Raw genomic sequence first — 13,388 nt, forward strand, 5'->3', positions numbered from 1 at the left:
CAAGGTCCGCAGTGCACCTGATAGAGATGTGTAGATACCCATGCAGCGATGAGGCCGGCTTGAACAATGATGTTGTCAGGTCTCCACAGGGTTTGGTGTTGCTCTCAGGACTCAGCCCAATTCCCCCACCGCCCGCCAAGCCTCATCGATCGCCGCATGGGCATATGCACTCCACCCCGCATCCGAGTTGGCGATGGTGACATTGCCCAGCGGCTTCTTCGCCTGTTCCATCCACTTCTCCGTCTGCCCGGCATCGTCGAACAGGCTGTTGGTGAAGCAGGCATAGCCATGGGACCAGCGGTTCACCGTGATCGCCAGGATGTCCCGTTGATGATCGAAGCCCCCCGGCCCGAGCATGCGCTGCAACTGATCCCGTAGCTGCGCTTCCAGCTCGTCGAACGTCTGCGCGTAAAGCTTCGCCCTGCCGGTGCGCGCCTGGTCGCGGGCGCTCATGCCGACATTGGGCGTGGTCGGCACGTAGACCATGTGCAGGCCGATGGCCTTGGCCGGGTCCCTTGGATGCTCGTAGCCGCCCATGCTTACCGGATAGTCCAGCTTGATCCGGCTGTAGGGCTGGGTCGCGGCATAGATCTCGTGCACGCCGAGCTTGTGGAACGCCTGCCAGTTGCGCACCAGCACCTTGGTGTACACCAGTGGGAACTTGACGTTCTGGCTCAGGGCATGGGCCTGCTCGGCCGGCAGGTCGCGCAGCAGGTAGGGGATCATCATGTTGTAGCAGGCCATGACGCAGTGTTTCGCCCGCACCTGGGCCAACTGCCCGCCACGGCTGTAGCCGACGTTCACCCCGCCTTCGACATTGCGCACGCTGACCGCCGTGCTGTTCAGGCGGATGCGCACCGGGTGCGCGGCCTGGTCCAGCTGGCTGTAGTCGAACTGCGCCAGGACGATGTCCTCCATGCCCTTGCCCGGCGCCACCTGGGGAATCAGGTCACGCACCAGCAGGCGCGCCAGCGAGGCGTTGCCGTCTGGGAAGTGGTAGATATACGGCTCTTCCATCTCCGCCTGGGCTTCTTCGCTGATCGGGTCGAGCTGCATTGCGGAAAAGCCGGGGAAGCCGACGCTGTAGGCGTCCGCCGCCGCCACGGCATCGATGCTCAGGGCCATGAAGTCGTTGGTGCGGCCCTGGAAATAGGCCACCGCCGTCGGCGACAGGCCGACGTTCTTGAGCAGGAAGTCGCGGTAGCTGGTGCGTTCCAGGTAGGCGGTCTTGTCTTCCTTGCTCTTGCCGGCCAGGTAGTCCCGGGGTGTTTCGTGCAGGGCGATCAGCGCCTGGCGGTCGGCTTGCGACAACGGGAAGTCATTGATGAAATCGCGGATCGAGCGGGCATTCAGGCGCTCCGGGGCGATATCGTCGGCGACCATGGGCGTCGGGTCGCCGGTCACCAGCTTGTCTTCACCAAAGGTCTCCTTGTCGAAGAACACCCCACGGGACAGCTTCAGGTCCGGGTAGAAGTTGCGCTCGAAGGCTGTTTCGAAGCGCTTGATCTCCACCCCGAGGGCCTTGAGCAGCCCGTTCACTTCCTTGCTGTAAAGATGGTTCGGCGACTGGAACGCCTCGCTGCCGCCATAGCCGATGATCATCCGCCCGTCGGCGCTGAACTCGTTGCGCTTGGCATGGCCGCCGAAGTCGTCATGGTTTTCGACGATCAGGATCCGCGCCTGCGGATGGCGCTGGCGATAGAACCAGGCCGCCGACAGGCCGCTGAGGCCACCACCGACCACCACCAGGTCGTATTGCTCGGCGATCGGCAGGGCGTCGGTGTCGAAAGTCTTCTTCTCCCAACCCATCTGGTGCGCCACTTCGAAGGCACCGGCATGGCTACCGCGCAGGCCGGTCAGGGACGGCGGGTAGTAACGCCCGTCCGGAGCGGCCTGGAGCAGTTGCAGCGGGGTCATCCCCGCCGCGATGCCGATGGCGACGCCGTTGAGAAAATCGCGTCGTGTGATCTGCATGAAGGGTCCTTAGTGCTTGAACATCACATGGCGGATGCAGGTGTAGTCTTCCAGGCCGTACATCGACATGTCCTTGCCGTAGCCGGAGAGTTTCTGGCCGCCGTGAGGCATCTCGCTGACCAGCATGAAGTGCGTGTTGACCCAGGTGCAGCCGTATTGCAGGCGCGCCGAAACCCGGTGGGCGCGGCCGACGTCGGCGGTCCACAGCGACGAGGCCAGGCCATAGTCGGAGTCGTTGGCCCATTCCAGCACCTGCGCCTCGTCGTCGAAGCGGGTCACCGAGACCACCGGGCCGAACACTTCGCGGCGGACGATCTCGTCGTCCTGCTGGGCATCTGCCAGTACCGTCGGCTCGAAGAAGAAGCCGTCACCCGGCACCGCCTTGCCGCCGGTGACCAGGCGGATATGCGGCTGGGCAATGGCGCGCTCGACGAAGCCGGCGACGCGATCGCGGTGCTGCGCGGTGATCAGCGGGCCAAGCTCGGTTTCCGGATCGTTCTGCAGGCCGTACTTGATGGTCGACACCGCGGCGCCAAGCTTCTCGACGAACTTCTCGTAGATGCCGCTCTGCGCGTAGATGCGGCAGGCCGCGGTGCAGTCCTGGCCGGCGTTGTAGAAGCCGAAGGTGCGGATGCCGTCGACGGCGGCGTCGATATCGGCGTCATCGAAGATGATCACCGGAGCCTTGCCGCCCAGTTCCATGTGCATGCGCTTCACGCTGTCGGCGGTGTTGGAAATGATGTTCGAGCCGGTGGCGATGGAGCCGGTCAGCGAAACCATGCGCACCTTCGCGTGGGTGACCAGCGGCGCGCCGACGCTCGGGCCCTTGCCGAAGACGATATTGAGCACGCCGGCCGGGAAGATCTCTGCGGCGATCTGCGCCAGGCGCAGGGCGGTCAATGGAGTCTGCTCGGAGGGCTTGAGCACCACGGTATTGCCGGCGGCCAGGGCCGGGGCGATCTTCCAGGCGACCATCATCAGCGGGTAGTTCCACGGCGCGATGGAGGCGATCACGCCGACCGGGTCGCGACGGATCATCGAGGTATGGCCCGGAAGGTATTCGCCCGCCGCCGAACCGTTGAGGCAGCGGCTGGCGCCGGCGAAGAAGCGGAACACATCGGCGATGGCCGGGATCTCGTCGTTCAATGCGGCGCTGTAGGGCTTGCCGCAGTTGTCCGATTCCAGCTTGGCCAGTTCCTCGCCATTCGCCTCGATGGCGTCGGCCAGTTTCAGCAGCAGGGCCGAGCGGTCCTTCGGCGTGGTCTGCGACCAGGCGTCGAAGGCGTGGTCGGCAGCGCGCACGGCGGCATCGACCTGGGCGGCGGTGGCCTCGTTGATGCTCACCAGGGTGGCGCCCAGGGACGGGTTGAGCACGTCGTAGGCAGGTCCTTCGCCGGCCACCAGTTGTCCGTTGATCAGCAGCTTGGTTTGCATGGTTCAGTCCTCGTCAGCAAGTCAGGGTTATTTGCCACTGCCGGCAACGCTTTCGCCGCCGCGGGTCAGGTAGTAGGCGCCAAGGATCGGCAGCATGGTCACCATCATCACCAGCATGGCGACCACGTTGGTCACCGGTACGTCGCGCGGCCGGCTGAGCTGGTTGAGCAGCCAGATCGGCAGGGTGCGTTCGTGCCCGGCGGTGAAGGTGGTGACGATGATCTCGTCGAACGACAGGGCGAAGGCCAGCATGCCGCCGGCCAGCAGCGCCGAACCGAGGTTCGGCAGGATGATGTAGCGGAAGGTCTGCCAGCCGTCGGCGCCGAGGTCCATGGACGCCTCGATCAGGCTCTGCGAGGTGCGGCGCAGGCGGGCGATCACGTTGTTGTAGACGATCACCACGCAGAAGGTGGCGTGACCGACGACGATGGTGAAGATCCCCGGTTCGATGCCCAGGCTCTTGAACGCCGAGAGCAGGGCGATGCCGGTGATGATGCCGGGCAGGGCGATCGGCAGGATCAGCATCAGCGAGATGCCTTCCTTGCCGAAGAAGCTGCGCCGGTACAGTGCCGCCGAGGCCAGGGTGCCGAGCACCAGGGCGATCAGCGTGGCCAGGCAGGCCACCTGCAGCGACAGCTTGATCGACTCCAGCACGTCAGGCCGCGAGAAGGCCACGCTGAACCACTTCAGGGTAAAGCCCTGGGGCGGGAAGCTGAACGCCGCGTCCTCGGTGTTGAAGGCGTAGAGGAAGATGATCAGGATCGGGAAGTGCAGGAACACCAGCCCGCCCCAGGCCGCCAGGCGCAGGCCCAGCGAAGCTTTTTCAGAGTGCATCGAAGGCCCCCAGGCGTTTGACGATGGACAGGTAGATGGCGATCAGCACGATCGGCACCAGGGTGAAGGCCGCAGCCATCGGCATGTTGCCGATCGCGCCCTGCTGTGCGTAGACCATGCCGCCGATGAAGTAGCCGGGCGGGCCTACCAGTTGCGGCACGATGAAGTCGCCCAGGGTCAGGGAGAAGGTGAAGATCGAACCGGCGGCGATGCCCGGCACCGACAACGGCAGGATCACCTGCATGAAGGTCTGCCCCGGCGTTGCGCCGAGGTCGGCCGAAGCGTGCAGCAGCGACGGCGGCAGGCGCTCCAGCGAGGCCTGGATCGGCAGGATCATGAACGGTAGCCAGATGTACACGAAGACCATGAAGCGCCCCAGGTGCGAGGTCGACAGGGTGCTGCCGCCCACGCCCGGGATGCCGAGGATGAACTGCAAGACCGGCTCCAGGTGCAGCAACGAGACGAACCACTGGGCCACGCCGCCCTTGGCCAGCAGCAAGGTCCAGGCATAGGCCTTGACGATATAGCTGGCCCACATCGGCATCATCACCGCGATGTAGAAGAACGCCTTGGTCTTGCCCGTGGTGTAGCGCGCCATGTAGTAGGCGATGGGGAAGGCCAGGGCGGCGCTGGCGATGGACACGGCAATCGCCATGACCAGGGTGCGCAGGATGATGTCGAAGTTCGCCGGGTTGAACAGCGCGGCGAAGTTGGCCAGGGTCAGGTCCGGCGTCACCGCCATGGTGAAGTCGTCGAAGGTGTAGAACCCCTGCCACAGCAGGCCCAGCAGCGAGCCGAGATAGATCGCGCCGAACCAGATCAGCGGCGGGATCAACAGCAGCGCCAGATACAGGTTGGGCTTGCGGTACAGCAGGTTGGAGAAGCGCCGCATCGGCGATCCCGCAGTCGGCGCCAGCGCCGGTTTTTCCAGGGCCAGGCTCATCTCAACGACCCTCGCTCAACACGGTTTCCTGCAACGGCGTCATCGCCTCGCGCGCCCAGTGCGCAGCCAGGCGCTGGCCCGGTTGCAACTGCGCGGCATCGGCCTGCCACTGGGTGTTGGCCTGGCTGACATTGAGCAACTGGCCGTTGTCCAGCTTCAGTTCGTAGCGGGTCGCGCTGCCCTGGTACTGGATATCGTGGAGCACGCCGCTGACCTGGACCTGGCCGCTGACGGCGGCGTCGCCCAGGCGGATGTGCTCGGGACGGATCGAGAACGGCTGTCCGCTGCCGCTCAGCTGGCTGGCGAGGTCGCCGCGCAGCACGTTGGAGGTGCCCACGAACTCGGCGACGAAGGTGGTCGCCGGCTTCATGTACAGGTTGCGCGGGGTGTCGACCTGCTCGATGCGACCGCGGTTGAACACCGCCACGCGGTCGGACATCGACAGCGCTTCGGTCTGGTCGTGGGTGACGAAGATAAAGGTGATGCCCAGTTGCCGTTGAAGCTTCTTCAGCTCGGTCTGCATCTGCTCGCGCAGCTTCAGGTCGAGGGCGCCCAGCGGCTCATCGAGCAGCAGTACGCGGGGACGGTTGACCAGGGCGCGGGCCAGGGCCACGCGCTGGCGCTGGCCGCCGGACAGTTGCACCGGCTTGCGGCTGCCGTAGCCGCCGAGGGCGACCATGTCCAGCGCTTCCTCGGCACGTTTGTGGCGTTCCTGCTTGCCGACGCCCTTGACCTTCAGGCCATAGGCGACGTTGTCCAGCACGCTCATGTGCGGGAACAGCGCGTAGTCCTGGAACACCGTGTTGACGTCGCGTTGGTACGGCGGCAGGCCGGCGGCTTCGGCGCCGTGGATGCGGATCGAGCCGTCGCTGGGTTGTTCGAAGCCGGCGATCAGGCGCAGGCAGGTGGTCTTGCCCGAGCCGGACGGGCCGAGCATGGAAAAGAACTCGCCGTCCTGGATATCGATGGATACCCGGTCGACGGCCTTGACCTCGCCGAACAAGCGGGAAACCTGGGTGAACTGGACTGCAAGGGTCATGGTGCGGTGCTCCGGATAGGCGTGGGTGTGTGCAGCGGCCCAGGCCTGGACGACTGACGACGGTGGTGCGTGTTTTCGCAGGTGTTTTTGCGGTGTTCTCTCGGGCCTCATCGCCGGCAATCGGATCGCCGCCCGGCCGGCTCCCACAGGAACTGTGTGCGCCGCCGAACCTGTGGGAGCTGGCATTGCCAGCGATGAGGCCCGAAAGACGGGCCCAGGGCTAAGGCTTAACGCCCACCCATGATCGCGATGTAGTCCTGGGTCCAGCGGCTGTACGGCACGAACTTGCCGCCCTCGGCCTGCGGGGTCTTCCAGAAGGCGATCTTGTCGAACTGGTCGAAACCGTTGGTCTTGCAGCCCTCGGCGCCAAGCAGCTCACTACCGGTGCACGCCGCCGGGACCGCCGGCAGCGAGCCGAACCAGGCCGCCACGTCACCCTGGACCTTCGGCTGCAGCGACCAGTCCATCCACTTGTACGCGCAGTTCGGGTGCTTGGCCTCGACGTGCAGCATGGTGGTGTCGGCCCAGCCGGTCGCGCCTTCCTTCGGAATGGTCGAAGCCACCGGCTGGTTGTCGGCCTTCAGGCCGTTGACCATGTAGCCCCAGGAGCTGGATGCAGCCACGCCTTCGTTCTTGACGTCGCTCATCTGCACCGTCGCGTCATGCCAGTAGCGGTGGATCAGCGGCTGTTGCTGGCGCAGCAGGTCGAGCACCGCCTTGTACTGGGTTTCGTTCAGCTCGTAGGGGTTCTGGATGCCCAGTTCCGGCTTGGCCGATTTCAGGTACAGCGCCGCGTCGGCGATGTAGATCGGGCCGTCGTAGGCCTGCACCCGGCCCTTGTTCGGCTTGCCGTCGGGGAAGTTCTGCGCCTCGAACACCACGTTCCAGCTGGTCGGCGCCTGCGGGAACACGTTGGTGTTGTACATCAGCACGTTCGGACCCCACTGGTACGGGGTGCCGTAGACCTGCTTGTTGACCACGTACCAGGCGCCGTCCTGCAGGCGCGGATCGATGTTCTTCCAGTTGGGGATCAGGCTGGTATTGATCGGTTGCACGCGCTTGCCGACGATCAGCCGCAGCGAGGCATCGCCCGAGGCGGTGACCAGGTCGTAGCCGCCCTTGGCCATCAGGCTGACCATCTCGTCCGAGGTGGCGGCGGTCTTCACCGAGACCTTGCAGCCGGTTTCCTTCTCGAAACCGGTGACCCAGTCATAGGCCTTGTCGCTGTCACCGCGCTCGATATAGCCGGGCCAGGCGACGATATCCAGCTGGCCTTCGCCGGCACCCACGGCCTTCAGCGGTTCGGCGGCCTGCAGGCTGGCGCTGGCCAGCAGGGCGGTGCTCAGGGCGCTGAGCAATGCGGTCTTGTGCGCGAACATGGTGTTCCCTCTTCTTTAAATTATGGTCGGGGCAGTCGGTCAAAGCGGTGCAGCGGTCGTTGTTAGCGTAGTGTCTATCGTTGTTCAGCTCAGGCGTTGTTCAGCTCAGGTGTTCGCCATGGCGCGCCATGATGTGGCGGACCACGCTGTAGTCCTGCAGCGAGTCGCTGGACAGGTCCTTGCCATAGCCGGAGCGCTTCAGCCCGCCGTGGGGCATCTCGCTGACCAGCATGAAATGGCTGTTGATCCAGGTGCAGCCGTATTGCAGGCGCGCGGCGATCTGCATGGCCTTGTCCAGGTCACGGGTCCACACCGAGGACGCCAGGCCGTATTCGGAATCGTTGGCCCAGTCCACCGCCTGGCTCAGCTCGTCGAAGCGGGTCACGGTGACCACCGGCCCGAACACCTCGCGCTGGACGATCTCGTCACGCTGCTGGCAGCCGGCCAACAGGGTCGGCTGGTAATAGTAGCCAGGCCCCGAATGCACGGCGGCGCCGGTGACCCGCTCGATATGCGGCTGGCTCAGCGCGCGCTCGACGAAGCTGGCCACGCGGTCGCGCTGGCGGGTGCTGATCAGCGGGCCGATCTCGTTGTCGGCGTCGCGCTTGCTGGCAAAGCGCAGGCTGCTAACCGCCCAGCCTAGCTCGGCGACCAGCTTGTCGTGGATGCCGGCCTGGGCGTAGATGCGGCAAGCGGCGGTGCAGTCCTGGCCAGCGTTGTAGTAACCGTAGGTGCGCACGCCCTCGACCACCGCTTGCAGGTCGGCGTCGTTGCAGACGATCACCGGCGCCTTGCCGCCCAGTTCCAGATGGGTGCGCTTGAGAGTCTTGGAGGCGGCCTGGAGGATCTTCTGCCCGGTGACGATATCGCCGGTCAGCGACACCATGCGCACCCGGGCATGGCTGACCAGATGGCTGCCGACGCTCTCGCCGCCGCCGCAGACGATATTCAGCACCCCCGGCGGCAACAGCTCGGCCAGCGCCGGCGCCAGGGCCAGGATCGACAGCGGGGTATGTTCGGAGGGCTTGAACACCAGGGTGTTGCCGGCGGCCAGGGCCGGGGCGATCTTCCACGCCGCCATCATGATCGGGTAGTTCCACGGCGCGATGGAGGCCACCACGCCGAGCGGGTCGCGGCGCACCATGCTGGTGTAGCCGGGCACGTACTCGCCGGCCAGTTGCCCGGTCTGGCAACGCACGGCGCCGGCGAAGAAACGGAACACGTCGATGGCCGCCGGAAGATCGTCCTGACGTGCCAGGTGCAGCGGCTTGCCGCAGTTCAGGGCTTCCAGGCGGGCCAGCTCGTCGGCCTGGGCCTGCAAGGCGTCGGCGATGGCCAGCAGGATGATGGAGCGCTGCTGCGGCGTAGTCCGCGACCAACTGGAGAAAGCCCGGTGGGCGGCCTGGATGGCGCTTTCAACCTGCTCGTTGCTGGCCTCGGCGATGCGCGTCAGCACTTCGCCGGTGGCCGGGTTGAAGATCGGCTCGGCCAGCCCCTCGCCGGCGACCAGTTCGCCGTCGATCAGCAATGCGGTGGACAGGGTCGGATGTGCGCCGGACATGCGTTGGATTCTCTGTTGTTCTAATTATTCGCCCTACGGAGGTGGGCGATATTTCTTACAGAGCCTAGAGCGCAGCGTGCAGGTCGACAAATTCTAAATATTGAAGGGGGCGTTCGATTAAATCGAAAGCTTGCGGCCAGTCCCCGGTTCCCGGGCCACGGTCAGGAACGGATCGACCAATGCCGGGCGTGCCGTGCCCCGGCGCCAGGCCAGGCCGATATCCAGGGTCTGGCTCAGGTCCGCCAGCGGCCGCGCCTCGATGATGTCGCCCTCCAGGGACCACGGGCGGTAGGTCATGTCCGGCTGGATCGACACCCCCAGGCCCGCCGCCACCAGGCTGCGCACCGCCTCGGTGGATGCCGTGCGCAGGCTGATCTGCGCCTGCAGCCCGGCACCGGCCCACATGCGCCGGGCGTTGTGTTCCATTTCATCGACGTTCAGCTGGATCAATGGCTCGTTGGCCACATCGGCCAGGCTGATGCTGTCGCGCTCCAGCAGCGGGTGCTGGGCCGGCAGCCACAGGCGGTGGGGCGAGTGGGTCAGCACCTCGGTCTGCAACGCCAGGCGGTCTTCCAGGTTGGACAGGATCAGCACTCCCACATCGATTTCCCCGGCTACCAGCAGGTGCTCGATATAAGGCCGTTCGTCCTCGGTCACGCGGATCTGCACGTTGGGGTAGGCGCGCTGGAAGCGGGTCAGCAGGTCGGCCAGGTAATAGCCGGCCACCAGGCTGGTCACGCCGATGGTCAACTGCCCGGCGACCTGGTCGGTGCTCTGTTGCAGGCTGCGCTTGGCGTTGTCCACGGTGGCCAGGATCAGGTGCGCCTGGCGCAGGAACTGATGGCCCTGGTGGGTCAGGGTCATGCCCTTGGCATGGCGGTTGAACAGGCTGACGCCGATCTCCTGTTCCAGTTGCTGGATCGCCAGGGTCAGGGTCGACTGGGAAATGAACACGGCCTGGGCGGCGGCGGAGATGGAACCGGTTTCGGCGACCGCGATGAAATGGCGGATCTGGCGGAGGGTCATCATGGGGGCGGGGCTTTATGAGTTTTGTTGGTGCGGGGGAGTGTATATCTTTTTTTTCGATGGGAAGTTTTGCGCTGTCTGGTCTGGGCCCATCGCTGCATGAGTATCTACACATCTTTGGCGAAGGCCGACGCGGTCCGGGTAGGAGCTGCTTTAGCTGCGATGGACCGCGCAGCGGTCCCAAATCCTGTCTATCCAATGAGCCTGGAGAAACGCGGCAGACTGGGCACTGTGAATCCATGATGCGGCTTGATCAGGGGCTCGTGGGGGATGGTTATGGGACCGCTAGCGCGGTCCATCGCAGCTAAAGCAGCTCCTGCCTGAACCGCACCGCACTGGAGCTTTGTGTAAACCGGAAGATGTGTAGATACCCATGCTCATCGCTGCGGTTCGGCGCCCCGACAAGCGAGAGATGAACATGGGCCATGGTTGACCGCCTTGTTGGTACGCCTCGGGATTGGGGCGAGCACAACAGCCTCCCCGTGATAGATCGCCAAGCCTTCAGTCATGACCTCTGTCAATCAAGGAAAAGACAAGTGTTTTGACTTGCAGGGAGGCAGTGTACTGGAAGGATATTTTCATATTCGGGTGGGTGTTTTGATCAAGTTTATAAGTGTCGAATCCACCCAAAACTTTATTCAAGGGTAGCTTGGTAACTCCTTTCGACTCCATAGGCGCACCAAAGCTGGCTCGCACTTGAGATTGAGTCATTTCAGGGAGCAAGGGTTTAGGTAGTTCTCCTCTGTAAGGAGATACGCCATCTACAACCGAAATGAGGCTGATAAATAATCTCTCAAAGCGTTTGGTCTCGGCCCAAAAGCTAAGCTCCAACCCTGTAACGGGTTCGATATCGAGCCAGTCACGGCCTTTGTAGAGCTCCTGCAGGGGTTGGGATATTAGCCCCTTGCTGACCAAAGTGTCGTAGGACTGTCCAATATTTCTGATCCATTCCTCAATGGTTTTGGCATCCATTAGTACCACCCCTGTTCTTCACTCAAAGTATGTAATTGGTCGCGAGCAATTTCGATATCAGTCTCTGAGAATCCTTGTTCAAGCAGTCCGATTTTGTTTGCGTCGAAATTGCTGTCTACGGCGGTTCTAAGGTCGGCTGCGTCTAGTGTCTTCTTGGATTTTGTATTGCGTCCGCCATAAGTCTCGCTGTACTTGCGGTGAACATCTGCCGGGATTGCAATGCTGGGTGCTCTCCGTAAGTAGCTATCAATTTCAACCTTGAGCATGTCTGGAAAATTGCGTTCAAGCATAGCTTCCAGTGCTCGTTGAGACGGAATATGGTCGATATCGAGCCCATCGTTGCGACTCCGGCTACTCAGATCATTAAATGGCCCCACCTCCAACGGTCTGACTGCTGGCTTGGCAAATACCAAGTACAGCGGCGGTACGCCTGAGTCCGCAGGGAATGTAAGGATCACGTCCTGCCAGGTGATGTCCTCGGTATCTTGTCCTGGATAGGTCGTTATCTGGCTGTCCCGCCCATTGGGAATGGGGTGGACAAAAAGGTTGTCCAGTAGGTCGGGCCGGGCGCCGGGATAAGTGGTAGGTGCGCTTACCAGCGGGCCGTTGTTGGGAGTCCAGGTAATCGTCAGGCCGTCGAGGTGCGCTTCCATCGCGCTCTTGTTGGCGTTCCAATGCGCTCGCCTGACCGGTACGCGGTCCTCGCCACCGTAGTGGCTGAAGGTTTGGAAGCCGTAGATCTGCGTGACGCCTTGTGCATCCCGGCGAAACTGGAAACGCACCCGTGTCAGTGCTTGGCTCATCTGCCTGAGTTGTTCTTCGGTGTAGAGCGTCCCGTCGGCTAGATCGGACGGCCATAGCGCCAAAAGCAGGGGGTTGGCCGCACTCGTGAGTGAGGAAGTGGCCGCGCCAACGGCGCGTACCGCCCATGCTCCGAGGCCTTCCAGCAGACCACTGCCAGCGACTCGGCCGATCGACACACCGGCAAGCGCTGTTCCCGCTGCGGTCTCGCGAGTGGTTGGCCCGATAACTGCGACTCTGCCGAAGTTGGAAATGGGTTCCGGAGAGCAGGTGTCTTTGGTAGTGCCGAGACAGGATCGGGTGAATACTGGGGTAGGAACGGCTGTTGCTGTCCCGATCGGAGTGCTGGGTGTCGCGTTGGCGGCAGGTTTCTCAGCAAGAGTTGCTGCCTGGGTCGCAGTGGTTCTGACTGATGCCGGACTGGTGGTGATCTGAGTAGTAGAGCCATAGACCACATGGTCCGGGCAGCGGCAGGCGACCCGGTCACCAGTGGCTACATAGGGCTGGTCTTCGCACCAGTCGGTGGCCGTACCAACGATCGGGAAGCTCCCATCGCACTTGTCACATCGGGCCAGATCGCCTGTCTGGACGATGGGTCTCTCTCCCTCGTACCAAGTGGCGGTAGCTGATAGGACCTTCCCGTAAGTCGTTTTGTCGCCAAGACATGCCAATGGTCTCGCCATACACCCTCCGTAGTTGCTGAGGGGGCGGATCATTAATGCGAGGATGGGGCGGTGTCAGCAGGGCGATTCTGAGCGATGCGTAGGAAATTTCAGCGATCATAAACGTCAACAAGATGTTGCATATCAGCCGCTAACTTCATCGATTTCCGACTTTCTTGTAGGCAATTTCCCAAGCATACTCCGCGGCCCGCTTTTCGGTTGCGTGGCCTGGAAAGGGTGCCTAGTCTGCGTCGGTCGTTGCCAAATCAACGACCGGATTAGCAGTCCGAAGCCCTATTTAGGAACCACCTGCAACCGTCTTATGGCGGCTGTGCGTGTGGGCACCTTCGGGTGCGCCGGGTATTGGTTCCTAGGGCTCGGTCTGCTAACCCGCGTACAGTCGCCACCATTCGTTTAGCAGCGAATTGTGGTTTTGCATCCTTGAAACCTAGGAACAGAAACCATGAAAAAGCTAGTCCCCGATCCACCTCCCGTCCTCTGCGTCGGTCCCGGCCTTTCCCCTGAAGAAGCCATTTGCAAGGCCGAAGAACATCTGGCCAGAGCCCTCACCAGCATCACTTACCTGCCTTCGCCGGCCGCGCTGAAACACCAGCACATGCTCAGTGGCATTGTCCTGAACATGAAGATCTGCAAGGCGTTGCTGGCGGTTGCGCAGTCGAAATCGGCGGAGGCGGTGCCGGTTTAGTTTGCTGTGTTCTTGAGGGCCTCATCGCCGGCAACGCCGGCTCCCACAGGGTTCTGC

General features: G+C 63.1%; 11 protein-coding genes. 1 reads left to right on the forward strand and 10 read right to left on the reverse strand.

The window, feature by feature from the left end; translation table 11 throughout:
• Positions 1-111: 111 nt before the first annotated feature.
• From ACODSK_RS30475 to ACODSK_RS30520, 10 genes are all read right to left on the reverse strand, one after another.
• Complete coding sequence (locus ACODSK_RS30475; RefSeq protein ID WP_489021550.1) at positions 112-1,974, reverse strand: NAD(P)-binding protein; 1,863 nt, start codon at positions 1,972-1,974, stop codon at positions 112-114.
• 9 nt (positions 1,975-1,983) lie between these two features.
• Entirely contained in the window at positions 1,984-3,408 is a 1,425-nt protein-coding gene (locus tag ACODSK_RS30480; RefSeq protein ID WP_489021551.1) for a gamma-aminobutyraldehyde dehydrogenase, read from the reverse strand.
• Positions 3,409-3,435: 27 nt separating this feature from the next.
• Entirely contained in the window at positions 3,436-4,242 is an 807-nt protein-coding gene (locus ACODSK_RS30485; protein ID WP_476746266.1) for an ABC transporter permease, read from the reverse strand.
• Entirely contained in the window at positions 4,232-5,185 is a 954-nt protein-coding gene (locus ACODSK_RS30490; RefSeq protein ID WP_489021552.1) for an ABC transporter permease, read from the reverse strand. Before ACODSK_RS30490 ends, ACODSK_RS30485 begins: the two co-directional genes overlap by 11 nt.
• A gap of 1 nt (position 5,186) precedes the next feature.
• The gene (locus ACODSK_RS30495; RefSeq protein ID WP_489021553.1) at positions 5,187-6,224 is read right to left on the reverse strand and encodes an ABC transporter ATP-binding protein; all 1,038 of its coding nucleotides are present in this window, start codon (positions 6,222-6,224) and stop codon (positions 5,187-5,189) included.
• 227 nt (positions 6,225-6,451) lie between these two features.
• On the reverse strand, positions 6,452-7,603 hold the full coding sequence (ydcS, locus tag ACODSK_RS30500; protein WP_489021554.1) for a putative ABC transporter substrate-binding protein YdcS: 1,152 nt from the start codon (positions 7,601-7,603) through the stop codon (positions 6,452-6,454).
• A gap of 100 nt (positions 7,604-7,703) precedes the next feature.
• Positions 7,704-9,164, reverse strand: a complete 1,461-nt coding sequence (locus tag ACODSK_RS30505; RefSeq protein ID WP_489021555.1) for a gamma-aminobutyraldehyde dehydrogenase — start codon at positions 9,162-9,164, stop codon at positions 7,704-7,706.
• 117 nt (positions 9,165-9,281) lie between these two features.
• Entirely contained in the window at positions 9,282-10,193 is a 912-nt protein-coding gene (locus ACODSK_RS30510) for a LysR family transcriptional regulator (RefSeq protein ID WP_489021557.1), read from the reverse strand.
• Positions 10,194-10,691: 498 nt separating this feature from the next.
• Positions 10,692-11,162 carry a DUF6392 family protein gene (locus ACODSK_RS30515; RefSeq protein WP_489021559.1) on the reverse strand — a complete coding sequence of 157 codons (471 nt, stop codon included), beginning with the start codon at positions 11,160-11,162 and terminating at the stop codon, positions 10,692-10,694.
• Positions 11,162-12,679, reverse strand: coding sequence for an S-type pyocin domain-containing protein (locus ACODSK_RS30520; protein WP_489021561.1), 1,518 nt, complete (start codon positions 12,677-12,679; stop codon positions 11,162-11,164). The genes ACODSK_RS30515 and ACODSK_RS30520 overlap by 1 nt, the downstream gene beginning before the upstream one ends.
• 409 nt (positions 12,680-13,088) lie before the next feature.
• Here ACODSK_RS30520 and ACODSK_RS30525 point away from each other — a divergent pair, with 409 nt between their 5' ends.
• Positions 13,089-13,331 (forward strand): hypothetical protein, encoded by a 243-nt coding sequence (locus tag ACODSK_RS30525; protein ID WP_489021563.1) that lies wholly within the window; start codon positions 13,089-13,091, stop codon positions 13,329-13,331.
• Positions 13,332-13,388: the final 57 nt, after the last annotated feature.

Source organism: Pseudomonas sp. FG98 (genome assembly GCF_057808595.1).